The sequence below is a fragment of the Holosporales bacterium genome (assembly GCA_031263535.1).
Classification (GTDB): Bacteria; Pseudomonadota; Alphaproteobacteria; order UBA3830; family JAIRWN01; genus JAIRWN01.
In genome coordinates, this window is sequence record JAISFO010000032.1 from 1 (window position 1) to 17,512 (window position 17,512).

Below are 17,512 nucleotides of genomic sequence, written 5' to 3' on the forward strand. Positions count from 1 at the left end.
TATCAAACCTCACGACATTCTCTATGTTTCGGAACATACATGAATCTTACAACTCCAACCATCCCATTTCCCTTAACACCCTCTCATAACTATATTAGCATAGTGATAAATATGCAACATAGGAGAGAGGGTCAATCAGATATAGGCGCTATTTTTATATCAGGAAGCTCTTCATTAAGGCGTTCTAGAACCTCAGTTGTTAGATCGATTCCTTCTTGAGAGAAGAGAGTAGCGCTCACGTTTATCACTGTTAATAGCCCTTTTGATTGAGCAATCCTAGCAACTATTTCACTCAATTTGTTCTCTAATTTGGCATTTGCTTGTGTGACTGCATTTTCCCACTGACGTTTGCGAGAACGAGCCAGGGTTTGAAGATTTTTGTATTGCTTCTCGAAACCACCATCAGAAGCTGTCGATTTGGATCCCAAAGCCGGAAGTGCTGCCTGCTTTCTTAGTTTGTCTTCAATTTTTGCAATCTCGTCTTGGTATTTTTGTCTGAGTTGGTCGGCCTGATCTTCGATTGAACGAGCAGCCTTGGATTCAGTGCGAATTCTGTCCACATTTACCACCCCGATCGCCGGTTCAGCAGCATCAGCGCCGATAATGCAAAAGCAATTAACTAGCGCTAAAGCAACAACCAGAGCTCTGTTTACTGATATCACATCAGCCCTCCGAACTGCATGACTTGCGTTTGGTCATATTTGCACTTCTTGATTGCCCAAGCAAAGCTGAGGCTGATGGGGCCAAAGGGGCTTAACCATTCGATGCCAAAGCCGACACTGCCACGCAAACTGTTGTCATCGAAAACCCACTCTTTAGGCAACTTAGACTTCCACAAACTGCCCCATTCGGTAAAAACAGTGCATTTAACGCCAGTTTCATAGTAGCTTCCAATGGGGCACTTAACGCCAAACCCTATTTTATAGTAACGCGTACCGTGGACTGAGTCTTGGTCTATGGTTTTAGTCCTTGGTCCAATACCGTCGTATTCAAATCCCCTAAAACTTTCACCGCCGAGAGAGAATTGATCTCTTACACGTCCGCCGCCCATTACGCCAACTGCTCCGCTGCTCCAGAAGGTTAACTTTTCCGTTAATGGATAATACCAATTGGCATTAAACTCGTGCCTGTTAAAGTGCACATTCCCACCGACGCCGGCAAGCGAATTCTCTAAACCTAAAGTGTATCCATCCTTAGGATAAAAAGTGCTGTCAACCTGATTGTATATAAGACCAGAACTTATAGTACTGCTGACAAAGTGCCCATAAGACTCTTTTATCCAAGACGGAGCGTCAGCAAGCCTCTTTATTTGAGATTTAAATTTAATATTTTCCACACTTAGGCCATAAGTAATCCTGTGTCCCAAATTCTCGGTTATCTGATAACCAATATAAGGTGAGATGGCGAAATACCGCGATTCCGTGGATGTCTCCTTGACTCTATTGATAATGCCCCCCCCTATACGTCCGCCTGCCGCAAGATCTTTGTCCATAAAGTATGGATCCATAACCCCAAAAGATATGCTTTTCATTCTTCCAGCCAGAAGAAGGTCCACATCAACCGTTTTGCCAGAACCAAAAAAGTTGCGCTCTCTCACGCCAAAGTTAGACAATAATCCATCGCTAGCGCTGTATCCGCCTGCCAACTTAAACTGGCCGGTTGATTTTTCTTCAACATCTACCTTTATAACCGCTTTATCCGCAGCGCTTCCTTCCTCTGGCTGAGCCTCAACAATTGCAAAATAATCAAGGTCCCTGATACGTTGTATAGACTTGCGCAGCTTAACTACATTCATAGGATCGCCTTCGTGAAGCCTGAACTCTCGCCTAACCACTTTGTCTAAAGTACGGTTATTACCACATATTTCTATGCGTTCTATGAATACTTTGGACACTTTGCTGATGTGAAAAGTTATGTTAGCGACGCGATTTTGATCATCTAGCTTTACCGTATGATACACATTAACAAAGGCGTATCCCAAAGCGCCCAAATCATCGACAAAGGCCTCTTTGGTTTTATCGATATCGTCTATTTTGAATATACCGCCGCTTTTGAACGCTACTTTTTTGCGTAAAGCCGCAATGTCTATTTTCTTTAATTCACAGTCTATTTCAACTGCGCCGAACTTATACTTATCCCCCTCATCGATACTAAAAGTTAAGTAGAAATTCTTTCGATCGGGGCTTAGCTCCGCCAAATGAGATTTCACGTGAAAAGCAGCAAAACCGTGATTGTTATAAAATTTCTTCAATGCACGTTTATCGCTGTCTATCCGCTCTGGAGAGTAAACGTCGTCGTAGCCCCAAAACCTCCACCAAGTGGCTTCTTTGGACTGCATTTCACTGCGCAAAGTAGAAGTAGAGAAGATCTTATTGCCTACAAACAGTATTTTTTTAATCGTAGTAGGCTTGCCTTCAATTACCTCAAATACCACATCAACCCGCGACTCGGGGAGCCTGATAATTTTGGGCGTTACCACCGCGGTCAGGTAGCCTTTTGCGCGATACATATGAAGTAAATCTCGCATTACGTTCTGCACTTCAGATCGGCGCAGGACCTGATGCGGCTCAACCCTGTCTTTGGTAAGCAGTTTTATATGCTCGTCTTTGATAGCCTTATTGCCTTCGAAAGCAACACGGTTGATCATAGAATTTTCCGTAACAAACAGCGTTAAGTTACCGTTTCTAAGCTCAGCCGAGAGGTTTGAGAAAAAGCCAGTGGCATAAAGCCTCTTTATCATATCGTCCACTATATGTGGAGAAATGTCGTCGCCAACCTCCAGCCGCATATGCGCGGCAATTGCTTCCCTTTGTATGCGCTTGTTGCCATGAATTTCAATACGGCGTAAAGTATCGCCAAAGCCATCGTTCATTAAACACCCAAACACCAGCCCCAAAGTAATAAACGTTTTTTTCACTGACAAAATCCTGTAAAAACTCCCTTGATTTTCCCCAAAATATCCAAGCGTAAAATGTCGTTACACATTACCAACAACATTAATACGCACAAGAACACAAAGCCAAACCGCATTATAAGCTCTTGCACTCGCCTGTTTAAGGGCCGCCTTGCCACCAGTTCGATTAAGTTCATAAATATACCGCCTCCATCAAGCGCTGGCAAGGGAAGCAAATTAATAAATCCCAAATTTATGGACAACATTGCCGAAAAGACCAACAGCTTTGACATATCTCCAGTTTTAGATATATCTCCAAAAAGCTGGGCGATCCTGATTGGCCCTCCCAAATTTTTTACCCCATCTGAACTGGTTATAAGTTGCGTTAGGGCGCGCATAATGTCGCTTGATATCTTTACGCAAAACTTTCCCGCACTTGTGATCGCCCCCCAAAGTCCGACCTTAACAGTTTCGGGAGGTGCAAAAACCAAGCCCAACATTTTCCTTTTCGCAGCCGTTGTCTCGCCAGGCAATTTATAGTCCATTTCTTTTGGCGTTACTGCGACATTTAACGTTGTGCCTTCGCGATTTATTCGCAGATACAGCGCTTCCGATCCACTTTTTGCAATGACGTTATTAAGATCTTGGTGATTTTCGATCTTGTTTTCAGCGACAAACTCTATTACATCTCCGGCAATTATCCCAGCCTCAGCGGCAGGGGATTGGCTTACTACCTCCTTTACCGTCAAACGGTTATCCGGCGCGCCTTTAAAGAAAAAAACTGCTGCCATAACCAAAAAACCATAGATATAATTGCCTAAAGGACCACCTCCAGATACAGCAATTCTTTGAAGCGGAGATTTACCGTATACAGTTTGACCAAGATCCTTCTTAGACATAGATGCCAATTTTCCGGCATCAGGAGCGCTTGCGGCGTCTTTATCGCCAAGCATCATTACATACCCGCCAAAAGGCAGCCAGGCTACTTTCCACCTAGTGCCATGCTTATCGGTTCTGCCCCAAATCTCACGGCCAAAACCTATAGAGAAAGTTTCAACTTTTACGTCATTCAGCCTAGCGCACAGATAATGCCCAAGCTCATGCACGAAGACCAAAACTGACAGGCCGGCAATGAATGGCACAATGTACACTATAACGTTGCCAAGCAAATCCACGCGTTAATGATCCTCTATAATTAAAGCAAGATTGAAACTATCTTGTTTTTACCTTCGTTTAAAGTACTTTTTACAAAGGCCAAGCCACCAAGCCTATATTATTGATGTTTGTCTGAACTGTCTTTGCTTGGATAAGATTTGCGATTCTAAATCAGGAGTTAAATAAATTCCAGTTAACAGCACTGGCAATCAAGCAAGCTCAAGCTGAGTGAGAGTAAAGTACTGTTTAGTTTGTCGAGGAAAGATAGAGCAGAGGTAAAATATCAACGGCAGGTCAGAGCAAAATCTCAAAGACATCTAATACGGTAAAACCTAATGCTGCGTCGCTGAGGCGACGGCTTATAGACGTATATGCAGTCCTATTCGATAGATGTGTTCTTACGTTGTATAAGCCCTATCGATTCCAAGTGGCTAAATTAGTTGATGCTTATATGTACTATTCTTATTTGAATAAGACTCATAATTGTAAATCAAATAATGGTTTTAATTTTAGAGAACTGGCAATCGTTATAAATTTAAACCCTCAATCGTTAATAAAGGGTTGACTGAGTTGTGGTGGAGGCTAATATACTTGGTGAGAGTTTATTATAAATCCAAAAAAAGATGCTGGACGGAATAGAGATTTTTGCCGACGTAGCCGATGAAGCAGGAATTGCGCGGTTTTCTGAAGTTAACTGGGTGCAGGGATTTACCACTAATCCAAGCTTACTTAAAAAAGCCGGAGTAAGCGATTATAAATCCTTCGCGGTAAAGGTCGCGAAAATGGTTGGATGCAAAAGTATATCCTTTGAGGTGGTTTCCGATGACGAGGCTGGCATAGAGCGGGATGCCAAGAACATCTCGTCTTGGGGCGAGAATGTTTTCGTAAAGATTCCTTTTTTAAAAACAGATGGCTCTGATAATACTGAAGTTATACGTAGGCTAGCTGAGAGCAGAGTTAAGTTGAATATAACGGCGGTTTTCAACCTAAATCAAGTAGACAAAATTGCCGCCTGCATAGGCACGAGCCCTTCTGTCATCATATCGGTTTTTGCCGGGCGCATTGCGGATACAGGCGTAGACCCAAAGCCGATTATGATTGAATCCAAAAAGGTCGTCAAAGACCTTAAAAACACAAAGATTTTATGGGCCAGCGCTCGTGAATTGTTTAATGCGGTGGAAGCGAAAGCTTGCGGTTGCGACATTATAACCATGACGCTCGATTTGCTTGATAAGTTTAAGCTTTGGGGAACAGATTTGAACGAATATTCCAGAAAAACTGCCGAGCAGTTCTATAAGGACGCTAAAACCGCGCAACTGACGATATAGCCTGAGGATAACACCATGAAGAGAATTCTGATAACGGGTGGAGCCGGGTATGTGGGGAGTAGGCTGACCCCGCAGCTGCTTGAAATGGGATACCACGTCACGGTTTATGACATTCAATATTATGGTTGCTGTTTGCAGCCTCATCCCAATCTGAAAATCATAAAAAATGATATTCGCGACAAAGCGGCGTTTAAGGAAGCGTGCGGCAACATTGACGTCGTACTTCACTTGGCCTGTATATCAAACGATCCAAGCTTTGCGCTGGATGAGGGGTTAAGTAAAAGCATAAACTATGACTGTTTCGAAAATCTGGTAATAACCGCCAAAGACGCCGGCGTAAGGCGCTTTGTCTATTGTTCCAGCAGCTCTGTATATGGGGTGTCAGATAAGCCCGATGTAAAAGAGGATCATCCGCTGGTTCCGCTGACGCTTTACAATAAGTTCAAAGGCATGTGTGAGCCGCTTTTGTTTAAACACAAAAGCGATGATTTTGAGTGTGTTGCTATTCGTCCGGCGACAATATGCGGCTATAGCCCAAGGATGCGCTTTGACCTGTCGGTAAATATCCTGACCAATCATGCGGTGGTCAACAGCACAATCAAGGTACTGGGCGGAGCGCAGCTGCGGCCGAATTTGCATATACAGGATATGTGTGACGCTTATAAGCTTATGATTGAAGCTCCTGCCGACGAAATTCATGGCCAGATTTTCAATATTGGTTATCAGAACCGGTCGATAGGCGAACTGGCCGAAGTCGTAAAGGATATAGTCCTTAAGGAATTTCCGGATAAGGGCCGAATAGATATCAAATATGAAGCAAGCGACGACCTGAGGTCGTATCATATCAACTCAGACAAAATAAAAGAAACGCTCGGTTTTGCGCCCAAATATACGGTGGAGAATGCGGTTGAGGATATCTGCCGAGCTTTTAAGGAGAATAAATTCACTGATTCTTTAAATAATACCGCGTACTTCAACGTCTTGTGTTTAAAGCAATCCAGGGCCGCGTAGATATGGCGAAGTGTGCTGTTGTAACAGGTGGTTGTGGCTTTATTGGCAGCCATATGGTTGACCTTTTGGTCGATGAGGGCATTAAAGTCCGCGTAGTAGATAACCTCAGCAATGGCAGGCTGGAAAACATAAATCAGCATAAAAACAATTCAGACGTTTCGTTTGAGAAGCTGGATATATGTAACATCCCTGGCAACAGCAGTGTGTTTGCGGAGGTTGATTATGTATTCCATTTTGCCGGAGTGGGTGACATAATTCCCTCTATTGACAATCCGGTTGAGTATATGGACGTCAATGTGCAGGGAACTGTAAAGGTTCTTGAAGCCGCCAGGCATGCTGAGGTCAAAAAGTTTGTATATGCTGCATCGTCTTCATGCTACGGCAAAGCATCAGTACCTACAGCCGAAAACCACCCTATACAATGCGAGTATCCATACGCGCTTAGTAAATACCTGGGTGAGCAGGCGGGCTTTCATTGGAACCAAGTGTATAAGCTGCCTGTTAACTCTGTTAGGATTTTCAATGCATTCGGGACCAGATCCCGTACCTCTGGGGCTTATGGCGCGGTTTTTGGCGTTTTCTTGAAGCAAAAGCTGGCCGGTCACCCATTTACAGTTGTCGGAGATGGAACCCAAACGCGTGATTTCCTTTATGCCAGCGATGTTGCCAAGGCATTTTATTTGGCGGCAGAAACCGAAATTTCCGGAGAGGTCTTCAACCTTGGTGCCGGCAAGCCTCAGTCGGTCAACAGGTTGGTGGAACTGCTGAGTGGCAAAACTATAAGCATTCCCAAACGCCCAGGCGAGCCGGACTGTACTTGGGCCAACATCACCAAAATAACCAATATGTTGCGCTGGAGGCAGGAGGTTTCGTTTGAAGATGGCGTGAAAAAAGTGCTTGATAATATAAACTACTGGGAAAACGCTCCGCTTTGGACGCCCAATAAGATAGAGCAAGCAACAAAGCAGTGGTTTGGGTCTCTAACATGAATGATTTTGCCAGATACAGTGGGAAAATAAAATCCGTCGCAGAAGTACTAAAAGCGGTTGGGAGCCGCCCCAGGCAGCAAAAACTTGTCATGTGTCATGGAACATTTGACATAGTTCACCCCGGACACATCCGGCATCTTATATTCGCCAAATCCAAGGGTGATTTGCTTTTGGCCAGCATTACCTGCGATGCGCATATAACCAAGGCGAACATGCGGCCTTATGTGCCTGAGGACCTTAGGGCGATCAATCTGGCTGCATTCGAGATTGTTGACTTTGTAATTATCGACCGAAATCCAGCTCCGCTGGAGAATATAGAAATTATTCAGCCGGATTTTTTCTGCAAGGGGTATGAGTATTTTCACTCTGGCGCTATGCATCATAAAACCAGAGAGGAGGCCGATGTTGTAGAGTCATATGGTGGCGAGGTTATCTTCACTCCTGGCGATGTTGTGTACTCATCGTCCCATATCATCGAGTCGCAAATGCCGGATCTAGCCAAAGAGAAGCTAGCCTTACTTATGGACGCAGAAGGTGTTTCGTTTGACGATCTAAGAAAGACGCTCGCTAACTTTAAGGGCAGGAAGGTGCACGTTGTCGGTGACTCGATCGTTGACAGTTTGACCAGATGCTCGGTAATTGGAGGAATGACGAAAACCCCAACCATGAGCGTGCGTCACGAGCAAAAAGAGGATTATGTTGGCGGGGCGGCTGTCGTTGCTAAGCACCTGCGCGAAGCTGGCGCTGATGTGATGTTTACGACCGTTTTAGGCAATGACGAGTACGGTAAATATATACAACAAGACTTGGTAAACAGCGGCGTTACGGTTAATGCCGTCATTGATGACAATCGGCCGACTACTAACAAGAATGCCATTGTCGTGGACGGCTACAGACTTCTTAAGGTCGATACGGTCGATAACAGAGCTATATCCGATAAAATCCTTGATAAAGTATCAGGCTATATCGCAACTTCTGAATGCGAGGCTGTGGTGTTCAGCGACTTTCGTCATGGGATTTTCGCTAAGGAAACGATACCTTCGCTTATAAAAGCTATACCAAAAAATCAACTCAAGATTGCGGACAGCCAGGTAGCCAGCCGCTGGGGAAATATTTTGGACTTCAAAGATTTTGACCTTATCACCCCTAACGAACGCGAGGCTCGTTTTGCCCTTGGCGATCAGGATTCGGTCATCAGGCCGTTGGGGACTGAGCTTTATGAACGCTGCAACTGCAGCGTTATGATACTAAAGGTTGGTGAAAAAGGCGTTATGGTTTTCAGAAATAAAAACATCAATTCTCCCCGAGCTTTTTTCAATATAGACGCGTTTTGCAAAAATGCAGTTGACGCGGTCGGCGCAGGCGATGCGATGCTGGCATATTCTACTTTGGGCATAATGGTTTCCAAAAATCCAGTTATTGCGGCTATTCTTGGCAGCTTCGCCGCAGCGATTGAGTGCGAACAAGATGGTAACATTCCTGTAAAGCCAGAAAATATAGTCGATATGATTGATCGATTGCAGTCTTTAAATAGCAGGCATTGTAGCAATTAGATAAATGTCATCACTTAGAGTTTTGATTGTTGGGTGCGGGATACAGGGAAACAAGCGGCGTGGTTTTCTGGGCAGTGATTTTGCCGGAAGCGTTGATCCGGTTGCTGAGGGTGCGCAGTATAAATCTTTATCTGATGTGCCGCTTGACAGCTTTGATGCAGCGTTTGTCTGTATGCCATATCAGGGTAAATATGAGGCTATCCACTATCTGCTTTCCAACAAGAAACACGTCTTGGCGGAAAAGCCGCTTTTGTTACAAAACGAGCAGTTTACGGCGTTGGAGGACCTTTCTCGTCAGCATAATCTGGTAAGCTATACTGCCTATAATCACCGGTTCGAGCGGCACTTCGTCAACATGAAGCACGTATTGGATTCCGACATGCTTGGCAAGATATACAGCTGCAGGATGTTTTATGGGAACGGAACAGCGCTTGACGTCAAAAAGTCTGACTGGAAAGACCAGGGATATGGGGTTGTGTACGATATAGGCTCGCATCTGTTGGATACTGTGCTGTTTTGGTTTGGGCGCGAGATTGCTTCGTTCAGCTTGGAATGCTGTCATAAGTTTGAAAATAACGCCCCCGACCATGCAATTATGATCTCGAAAGGAACACCGTTTATAGAGCTTGAAATGACGCTTTTAAGCTGGCGAAACAGCTTCTGTTGTACTATATTGGCCGAAAATGGATCGGCGCATATAGATTCTTTGTGCAAATGGGGGCCGTCCATCTTCACCGTGCGCAGTCGCATTCGCCCGAGCGGCCGGCCAACTGAGGAATCTAAGGCTTTGGTGCAAAGCGATCAAACTTGGCAGGATGAATATGATTTTTTCAAAAATCTTTGCTTAAAAGGTAAAAGCTGGAGCAATTTAGGAAACGACAGATGGATTCAAGCAAACCTACCGCACTAACAATCGGCTTTGTCGGGGCAAGTCATTTGGCTTATGTCTCGGCAGTTGCGGCTGCCGAGAAAGGATCAGGCGAATTTCGGGTGTTCTGTTATGCGCAAAAGCACTCCTTCGAATCCATAAAAGAGCCCTCACTAACTGAGCTGGCCCAAAAAAACAAAGACCGACTTGTATTTACTTCCTCTGCAGCAGATCTGGGGCAGTGTGATATTGTGTATTTAGCAATTGACGTTCCGACCAATGATCAGGGCGGCAGCGACACTTCAGTAATTACTGAAAGCTTTTTAAATATACGCGACCGCCTGAACGAAGGCTGCTTGCTTGTAATCTTAAGTCAGGTCTTGCCAGGATATACCAGGGCGTTGGATTTTGATAAAAGCAGGCTTTTTTATCAGGTTGAGACCCTAATATTTGGCAAAGCTGTAGAGCGAGCCTTATATCCAGAGCGTTTTATTGTAGGCGCACAAGACAGAGTAAAGCAGCTTCCAGCTATTCTGGGTGAATATCTGGAAAGGTATTCCTGTCCAAGGTTTATTATGAATTATGAAAGCGCGGAATTCGCAAAGATTTCTATCAATATGTATCTTACTGCAACCGTGACGACTACTAACATGCTGGCCAGTGTGTGTGAGAATATTGGCGCAAGTTGGTCTGATATAGCGGAAACATTAAGACTGGATAAGCGTATAGGCCCTTATGCTTACCTTAAGCCTGGGCTTGGGATTGCTGGTGGAAATCTAGAGCGGGATATGGCGACGGTTAAGCGTCTTGCCTACGAGCACGGGTGTTTGGTTAAGATGCTTGAGGCTCAAATCGATGACAGCAGTTATCGCTCATTCTGGCCATTGAGGAAATTTAAGGAGTTAACCGGAAGCAAAAAGGCTAGCGTAGGTGTGCTGGGTTTGTCGTATAAGGAGAATACTCATTCGATAAAAAATTCTGCAAGTGTGAAATTTATAAATACCATAAATGGATACTATACAGTTAAGGCCTTTGATCCAGTGGTAAAATCCATTCCAAACCTTGATAGCCAATCAATTATGGAAACCGGTCAACAAGTAATCGATAGCTCTGATTTTCTGGCAATTCTTACCCCTTGGCCGGAATTTTCTGAGCTTGATTACAGTAAATTTAAGGGAGATATATTAGATCCATACGCCGTCATAAAAACAAAGCCTAAGTCGGCGGCCGTTTATACGCTTGGCGAGGTACTATGCTGACGCATCTGAATAGCAAGGAGATTGCGCCTAAGCGTGTTGTGGTTCTGGGGGCAGGCGGATTTATTGGAAAACATTTGGTAAAAACTCTGCAGAATGATGGTATAGCGATTTTGCCAATCACCAGGAATGAAATAGATCTTGAAAAATCGGAGGCGGTTCAAAAGTTGCTGGACACTTTGCAGCATACAGACAGCGTTGTGTTTTTATCAGCAATCACCCCTGATAAAGGCAAAGGTGTCGATGCTCTTATGAGTAACCTTAATATGGGGCGTCATTTTGTACAAGCCTTGACTCAAAAACCGGTTGCTCATGTGGTTTACCTCAGCTCAGATGCGGTGTATTCGTTCAAAAATACGATTATTAACGAATCGTCGCCAGCTAATCCAGCCGATTTCCATGGCGCTATGCACAGGACAAGAGAAATAATGCTAAACGATCTGCATACCGATTTAGCGATCGTAAGACCTGTTGCTGTATACGGCGCAGGAGATCCGCATAATGGATACGGCCCAAATCGGTTTTTAAGGCAGGCACGTGATAGCGGAGAAATCTCCCTGTTTGGCAAAGGGGAGGAGATCAGAAATCATTTATACATAGGCGATCTAATTTCGATAATCACAAAAATCCTATACCGAAGAAGCGTAGGCCTTGTTAATGCCAGCTCTTTGAAATCATACAGTTTCTATGAAGTAGCGACAATTATTATTGGCAAGCTCGGCCGGGGAAAAATAGCAAAAACTGAACGACCAAATGCTACTATCACGCATAGACACATGGACGCTACCTGCCTATTTAGGGCTTTTCCTGACTTGACTTTAACTGAGTTAAGAGAAAGTATAGATAAGATTATGAAATTTGATGTTTAGGAGAAATATTTAATGGTAAATAGGTTACAGATGAATGTTGTTGATGGTGGTGCGCGTTATGGACTGCATCCGACTTGGCAACCATTAAAAGACTTGGCGAATTTTCATTTATTCGACATAGATGGTGATGAATGCAATCGATTGCAAAAAAAGTATAGCGGCAATAAGAATATAAAAATCTACAACATGGGCCTTTACAGTGAGCAGGCAACCAAGGTGTCCCGGCAATGCTCGCATAAAGCCATAACGACACTTTGTGAAGTAGATAACAGTCAAATGAAACAAATAAATCATGTAGTTGATGAAAGTCAGGTGGAAACAGAAGGAACAATACACGTAGACACGCTAGACAACATTTTTCAAGATAAGGATGTGGATTTTATTAAGCTAGATGTAGAAGGTACTGAATTAGATGTTCTGAAAGGAGCTAAAAACCAGCTTGAGCAATCTGTTCTTGGAGTTAGGTGCGAAGTGTTGTTCAAGCCACTTTATAAGCGAAATGTATCTTTTGGTGAAATAAATGCTTTTTTAGAGAAGTTAGGCTTTGAGCTGGTTAATTTGGATTATGACGGAAAAGGAAAGCCAATGTCCGCTTTTACCACTAGTGATAGGTACGGATATCTTATGGTTTCTGACGCAGTTTGGATAAAACGATGGGACATTCTTGCTAAACAGCATCTTAATGAGGAATTTTTGGGCCGTATATTGCTTTTATCTATTTTTCTTTTTCTTAACAACGCGGAAGATATTGCAATGAACTGTTTGCTGAGGTTGTGTGATGAGTACGACGGGGGGGGGGCAACAAATTGATGACTGTCGCGCCGATCCATTGTTTACGTTTTTAGAGAGAAGGATACTTATGCTATTTAAAACAGTATCTTACTACCCATATATAAAAAAAGAAGACATTAATCACGCTTGTAGAAAGATATTGGGATATGATTTTCCGGTCATGCACCATTTTTTCGAAAAAATTGATTCTTTAATATGCGTGTAGATCTATTAAGATCCTTGCCTCAAGCTCGAAGGGATATAGAAGCGCGTTTGGCTAATAAGACTCCGGAGATAATTGCCAAGGCAAGGGAGTTCGGAGCAGAATATTTCGATGGTCCGCGGCAGTATGGCTATGGAGGATATAAGTACGACGGCAGGTGGATTCCGGTCGCTAAAGAAATTATAAAACATTATGGGCTGCACCCAGGAATGAAGGTTTTAGATATAGGTTGCGCTAAGGGATTTTTGGTAAAGGATTTATCTAATTGTCTGCCTGGATTGGAAGCCATTGGTATCGATGTATCGGAATATGCGCTAAATAATTGCGAAACTGAAGTATATGATAAGTTATATCTAGGCGATGCACGAGAGTTGTGTTTCTCCGATAGATATTTTGATCTGGTTTTGTCTATAAATACCTTGCATAATTTGAGTCGCGCTGATTTAATTAAAGCTCTTAAAGAGATTAGCAGAGTCAGTAAAGGCAGGTCGTTTATACAAATCGATGCTTACGAAAATGAAAAACAGAAAGCAGCATGCGAGGCTTGGATTTTAACAGCCAAATTTCACGGCTACCCAGAGGACTGGTATAAGGTATTTGAAGAAGCTGGTTATACAGGTGATTATGATTGGACAATTGTTTGACGGCACAGGATACTAGAAACAAGGTTTAAATATTAAGAGAATAATGAATGTCACGTTATGCAGTACTAGGCGGCGGTGGTGTTTTTGCAATACACTTTGTAAAATATCTTTTAGAACAAAAAGATACAGAGTTTGTATTATCTATTGGGCGCAATCCTCCTAAATCTGAGGCCTTTACTTTAGGAGTGGGCAATGGAGATCCGCGTTATAGATACGAGCAAGTACACCTTGTTTTCGAACAAAGTAGGCTGTTTGAGTTGTTTGATCAGTATAAGCCTGAGTATGTTGTAAATTTTGCTGCACAAGGGTATACCGTCTCATGGAAAAGCTCTTTTTTGTGGTATGAAACGAATGTTGTGGCCCTCGCTAAAATTTGCGAATATTTAATAGGGTGCAATTATTTAAAGAAATTTTTACAAGTAGGGACTTCAGAATTATACGGACCAGTAAATCATCCTGCAAATGAAAGAAGTTCGATAAATCCTACTACTCCATATGCGGTATCAAAATTTGCTTTCGACATGCATTTGCAGGTCTTGTGGGAAGCAAAGAATTTCCCCATGAACATAATTAGGCCTTCAAATGCATATGCTCCAGGTCAGCAACTATATCGTATATTGCCAAAGGCTGTTTATTATGGCTTAACTGGTAGAAAATTGCCTTTAGAAGGAGGGGGCGTAGCCAAGAAGTCTTATATGCATGCACATGATTTAGCTAGAGCTATATTTATGGTTTTGGAAAAAGGTCGTTTGGGGGAGGTGTACAATGTTGGTCCAGATAAGCCAGTAACGATTCATCATTTGGTTGAGTTGGTCGCAGAAAGATTGGATTTAAGGTTCGAGGATTTAGTAGAGCTGGTTCCTGGCAGAAAGGGTGAAGATTCTCAGTATTGGCTTGACAGTAGTAAAATCAAATCTGAGTTGGATTATAAGGAGGCTGTCTCTTTGGAACAAGGAGTTGAAGATATGATCAGTTGGGGAAGAAAGTACCTAAATCTGTTACACGACGAACCATGCACTTTTACCTTAAGGGCTTAAAATGAGGAATGTAATTTCACTGTAGATTTCTAATTGTTTAAAATATGGTTGGCATCCAGAAAGAGGTAAATCGAACACATCAGCACATTAATTAATAGATTTTATGCCGATAAATTATATGAGGACTAAAAGCGATTTTATAAACATCGACAAATCTAAACTCTTTCGCAAACTCTTACGTGTACGAATGGTAGAGGAGGAGTTGGTGCGTAGGCATAGCGAGCAGGAGATGCGTTGTCCGATTCATTTTTGCATTGGACGAGAAGCAATAGCTGTCGCGCTGTGTGAATCTCTGAAAATCAGTGACTATACAGTTAGTACTCACAGAGCTCATGCGCACTACCTGACCAAAGGTGGAAGTCTTTACGCTATGATATCGGAATTCTACGGAAAATCTACTGGTTGCGCAGCTGGTAGAGGAGGCTCCATGCATCTTATAGACCGAAATGTTGGCTTTGTGGGGTGTGTACCTATCGTTGGCAGCACTATACCTATCGGGGTAGGACTGGCCTTTGGTTCAATGCTTCAAAAAAATGATAAAGTAACGGTCATATTTTTTGGCGATGGTTCAACAGAAGAAGGTGCTTTCTACGAATCCTTAAATTTTGCTTTGATGAACAACCTTAGGGTAATCTTTATGTGCGAAAACGACTTTTATGCTGTGAGTACTCATATAACCAAAAGAAGAAGAAATGACGAAGCTATAATTCGCATTGTAGAAGGTTTTGGGATCGGCGCATATAGATTTGATGGGCAAGATTGCAATTCATTGGCAAAAAAACTGGCAAGTATAGTTGATGATGTAAGAAGTAATGGCAAGCCAGTCTTTGTTCAGTGCGATACCTATCGTTATACTGGTAACTGTGGACCAGAATCAGACTCTCGGCCTGATGACGAAGTAAGTCGCTGGAAAGAAAGGGATCCGGTAAAATTGATGCAAGAAAAACTGCTTAATGCAAAAGTACTGTCTACGGACCAAATTGAACAGTTTAAAGCTGAAATTGCAGCAGAAATACAAGAAGCTTTTGACAAGGCACAAGCGGCGCCGTTTCCGCTAAGACCAGACCTTAATAAATTTGTGTTTAAAGATGCCAGTAATTCCCTATAGCCAAGCAATACGTGATGGCCTTTACGAGGCTATGAAGGCTGATGATTCGGTCATTGTTATAGGTCAGGGCGTGCCGGATGCTTCGCAAACCTATGGCACCACGTCAGGGCTGATTGACCATTTTGGAGCAGATAGGGTGCTGGAGATGCCGATTTCCGAAGCATCAATGGTTGGCATAATTCTTGGCGCTTCCTTGGTCAGTATACGGCCAGTTATGGTTTTTGCCAGGATGGAGTTTGCGGTTTTGGCGATGGACCAAATCGTGAATCAAGCTGCAAAATGGCACTATATGTTTGCTGGCGGAGACAGCGTACCGATAGTTTTGCGTATGATTGTTGGCCGAGGTTGGGGGCAAGGCGCGCAGCATGCACAAAGTCTTCACAATTGGTTTGCGCATGTACCCGGGCTTAAAGTTGTAATGCCGTCTACAGCGTACGATGCCAAGGGGCTTCTTATAAGCAGTATTGAGGATCCTAATCCGGTGATATTTGTTGAGCATCGCTGGCTTCATTATACAACAAGCAACGTTCCGGACGGGCTGTACAGAATTCCAATAGGATCGCCAAACTTAATTCGCACCGGCAAACATGCTACTGTAGTGGCCTCCTCTTATTCAACTATCGACGCCATAAAGGCGTCTGAAATCCTACTAAAAGAAGGCATTGATATTGATCTGATTGACCTCAGAACCATAGCTCCGTTGAATGACGCTATGATATTAGAGTCTGTAAAGAAAACAGGCCGGTTGGTCGTGTGTGATCAGGGGCACCTGACGTCCGGGTTTTCCGCTGAAATTGTTGCCAGAGTTACCGAAAAAGCCTTTAAAGATCTCAAGGAAGCGCCTATCAGAATAGCGTTGCCGGATTGTCCTACGCCTACTACTCGTGCTCTAAGCAATTACTTTTATCCAATGCCAGAGCATATAGTAAACGCTGTCAGGCAGCAACTCGGCCTGAAAAATCAGGATCCATTTTTGAACGTCAAGCCCAAGGATTACCTGGATTCTCCTAACAAAGAATTCGTCGGGCCGTTTTAAGTTTTTTTAACTGCGTCGATTTTCGGTCATTAAAGTAGCACAATAATCATCGATAATTTCAATCGGACTCATAGATACCCATCCGACCGCCTTCGCTTTAGAGCTATTTATAGTAAACGGCTTATTCTGCGATTCGCTAATAATTATTTTAGATTTAGAGTTCAGCTTAAGCTTCATTCTGTCCACTATATCAATCATCTTCATACCTTTATGGCAGCTTAAAACCAGCGTATCCGATATAAAATCTCTTTCCAGCATCAAGCTTATAAATTCAGCTAAATCGTTTACATGGATAAAATTAGTTATTTGAAACTCTGGCGAATGTATAGTTATCGGAGCGTCAATCAACATTTTCGCCGCAAAGCTATGCAGCAAAACACCATGTGAACCTTTTCCCATAACCCCAGGGAGTCTTAGACATAAAGATTCTATCTGCTTTTGGCTGCTTACAATAAGCTCGCCAACATATTTCGTTAGTCCATAATGATTGAAGTTAACTATATCTGTATTCTCATGGATTATCCTCTCCGCGCGACCATAAACAGATGTAGATGATAAATAAATGATTTTTGTAGCTCCATTAGCTTTGGCGAATTCGATTATATTACTGGTGGCGTCGATATTATTCCTTTTAAAGGTTTCAAAGTCATAATCATACCCAACGCTCGCCGCGGTATGCACTATTGCATCAAAATGTTCATCAATCTGTAGAGGATGAGTCAGATCATGTACGAGATATCTAAGGAGGATGGGGGGGGGGGGGGGATGTTA

Annotated in this window: 16 protein-coding genes; 12 read left to right on the forward strand and 4 right to left on the reverse strand. The window is 43.2% G+C overall.

What is annotated here, in order from left to right; translation table 11 throughout:
• Window positions 1-131 precede the first annotated feature (131 nt).
• Genes LBL30_03815 through rseP form a run of 3 tightly spaced genes read right to left on the reverse strand, consistent with a single transcriptional unit; the run spans window position 132 to window position 4,062 of the window.
• Complete coding sequence (locus LBL30_03815; GenBank protein MDR1032217.1) at window positions 132-662, reverse strand: OmpH family outer membrane protein; 531 nt, start codon at window positions 660-662, stop codon at window positions 132-134.
• Window positions 659-2,917, reverse strand: coding sequence for an outer membrane protein assembly factor BamA (gene bamA / locus LBL30_03820; GenBank protein MDR1032218.1), 2,259 nt, complete (start codon window positions 2,915-2,917; stop codon window positions 659-661). The genes LBL30_03815 and bamA overlap by 4 nt, the downstream gene beginning before the upstream one ends.
• Entirely contained in the window at window positions 2,914-4,062 is a 1,149-nt protein-coding gene (rseP, locus tag LBL30_03825; GenBank protein ID MDR1032219.1) for an RIP metalloprotease RseP, read from the reverse strand. The genes bamA and rseP overlap by 4 nt, the downstream gene beginning before the upstream one ends.
• Before the next feature lie 609 nt (window positions 4,063-4,671).
• Here rseP and LBL30_03830 point away from each other — a divergent pair.
• The 12 genes from LBL30_03830 (at window position 4,672) to LBL30_03885 (ending at window position 16,741) form a co-directional block, all read left to right on the forward strand.
• Window positions 4,672-5,376 carry a hypothetical protein gene (locus LBL30_03830; protein ID MDR1032220.1) on the forward strand — a complete coding sequence of 235 codons (705 nt, stop codon included), beginning with the start codon at window positions 4,672-4,674 and terminating at the stop codon, window positions 5,374-5,376.
• A gap of 15 nt (window positions 5,377-5,391) precedes the next feature.
• Entirely contained in the window at window positions 5,392-6,387 is a 996-nt protein-coding gene (locus LBL30_03835) for an SDR family oxidoreductase (GenBank protein ID MDR1032221.1), read from the forward strand.
• Window positions 6,388-6,389: 2 nt separating this feature from the next.
• Complete coding sequence (locus LBL30_03840; GenBank protein MDR1032222.1) at window positions 6,390-7,376, forward strand: GDP-mannose 4,6-dehydratase; 987 nt, start codon at window positions 6,390-6,392, stop codon at window positions 7,374-7,376.
• Window positions 7,355-8,929: a PfkB family carbohydrate kinase gene (locus tag LBL30_03845; GenBank protein MDR1032223.1), complete on the forward strand. Its 1,575-nt coding sequence runs from the start codon at window positions 7,355-7,357 to the stop codon at window positions 8,927-8,929. Before LBL30_03840 ends, LBL30_03845 begins: the two co-directional genes overlap by 22 nt.
• Window positions 8,930-8,933: 4 nt before the next feature.
• Window positions 8,934-9,839 carry a Gfo/Idh/MocA family oxidoreductase gene (locus tag LBL30_03850; protein MDR1032224.1) on the forward strand — a complete coding sequence of 302 codons (906 nt, stop codon included), beginning with the start codon at window positions 8,934-8,936 and terminating at the stop codon, window positions 9,837-9,839.
• Window positions 9,812-11,056, forward strand: coding sequence for a hypothetical protein (locus tag LBL30_03855; GenBank protein MDR1032225.1), 1,245 nt, complete (start codon window positions 9,812-9,814; stop codon window positions 11,054-11,056). The genes LBL30_03850 and LBL30_03855 overlap by 28 nt, the downstream gene beginning before the upstream one ends.
• Complete coding sequence (locus tag LBL30_03860; GenBank protein MDR1032226.1) at window positions 11,050-11,922, forward strand: NAD(P)-dependent oxidoreductase; 873 nt, start codon at window positions 11,050-11,052, stop codon at window positions 11,920-11,922. The genes LBL30_03855 and LBL30_03860 overlap by 7 nt, the downstream gene beginning before the upstream one ends.
• A gap of 12 nt (window positions 11,923-11,934) precedes the next feature.
• A complete protein-coding gene (locus LBL30_03865; GenBank protein ID MDR1032227.1) occupies window positions 11,935-12,732 on the forward strand; it encodes an FkbM family methyltransferase in 798 nt (265 codons plus the stop codon).
• A gap of 234 nt (window positions 12,733-12,966) precedes the next feature.
• Window positions 12,967-13,560, forward strand: coding sequence for a class I SAM-dependent methyltransferase (locus LBL30_03870; GenBank protein MDR1032228.1), 594 nt, complete (start codon window positions 12,967-12,969; stop codon window positions 13,558-13,560).
• 47 nt (window positions 13,561-13,607) lie between these two features.
• On the forward strand, window positions 13,608-14,597 hold the full coding sequence (locus LBL30_03875) for a GDP-mannose 4,6-dehydratase (protein MDR1032229.1): 990 nt from the start codon (window positions 13,608-13,610) through the stop codon (window positions 14,595-14,597).
• A 118-nt stretch (window positions 14,598-14,715) separates the two neighbouring features.
• Window positions 14,716-15,705: a thiamine pyrophosphate-dependent dehydrogenase E1 component subunit alpha gene (locus LBL30_03880; GenBank protein MDR1032230.1), complete on the forward strand. Its 990-nt coding sequence runs from the start codon at window positions 14,716-14,718 to the stop codon at window positions 15,703-15,705.
• The gene (locus tag LBL30_03885) at window positions 15,686-16,741 is read left to right on the forward strand and encodes an alpha-ketoacid dehydrogenase subunit beta (GenBank protein MDR1032231.1); all 1,056 of its coding nucleotides are present in this window, start codon (window positions 15,686-15,688) and stop codon (window positions 16,739-16,741) included. The genes LBL30_03880 and LBL30_03885 overlap by 20 nt, the downstream gene beginning before the upstream one ends.
• Before the next feature lie 6 nt (window positions 16,742-16,747).
• On the opposite strand, the gene LBL30_03890 is transcribed toward LBL30_03885, so the two are convergent.
• Window positions 16,748-17,446: an SDR family oxidoreductase gene (locus tag LBL30_03890; protein MDR1032232.1), complete on the reverse strand. Its 699-nt coding sequence runs from the start codon at window positions 17,444-17,446 to the stop codon at window positions 16,748-16,750.
• Window positions 17,447-17,512: the final 66 nt, after the last annotated feature.

Coding starts and splice junctions, on each gene's coding strand:
- LBL30_03840 (MDR1032222.1), top strand. CDS start 6,390: ATGGCGAAGTGTGCTGTTGTAACAGGTGGTTGTGGCTTTATTGGCAGC.
- LBL30_03875 (MDR1032229.1), top strand. CDS start 13,608: ATGTCACGTTATGCAGTACTAGGCGGCGGTGGTGTTTTTGCAATACAC.
- LBL30_03830 (MDR1032220.1), top strand. CDS start 4,672: ATGCTGGACGGAATAGAGATTTTTGCCGACGTAGCCGATGAAGCAGGA.
- LBL30_03885 (MDR1032231.1), top strand. CDS start 15,686: ATGCCAGTAATTCCCTATAGCCAAGCAATACGTGATGGCCTTTACGAG.
- LBL30_03865 (MDR1032227.1), top strand. CDS start 11,935: ATGGTAAATAGGTTACAGATGAATGTTGTTGATGGTGGTGCGCGTTAT.
- LBL30_03855 (MDR1032225.1), top strand. CDS start 9,812: ATGGATTCAAGCAAACCTACCGCACTAACAATCGGCTTTGTCGGGGCA.
- LBL30_03850 (MDR1032224.1), top strand. CDS start 8,934: ATGTCATCACTTAGAGTTTTGATTGTTGGGTGCGGGATACAGGGAAAC.
- LBL30_03880 (MDR1032230.1), top strand. CDS start 14,716: ATGAGGACTAAAAGCGATTTTATAAACATCGACAAATCTAAACTCTTT.
- LBL30_03835 (MDR1032221.1), top strand. CDS start 5,392: ATGAAGAGAATTCTGATAACGGGTGGAGCCGGGTATGTGGGGAGTAGG.
- LBL30_03860 (MDR1032226.1), top strand. CDS start 11,050: ATGCTGACGCATCTGAATAGCAAGGAGATTGCGCCTAAGCGTGTTGTG.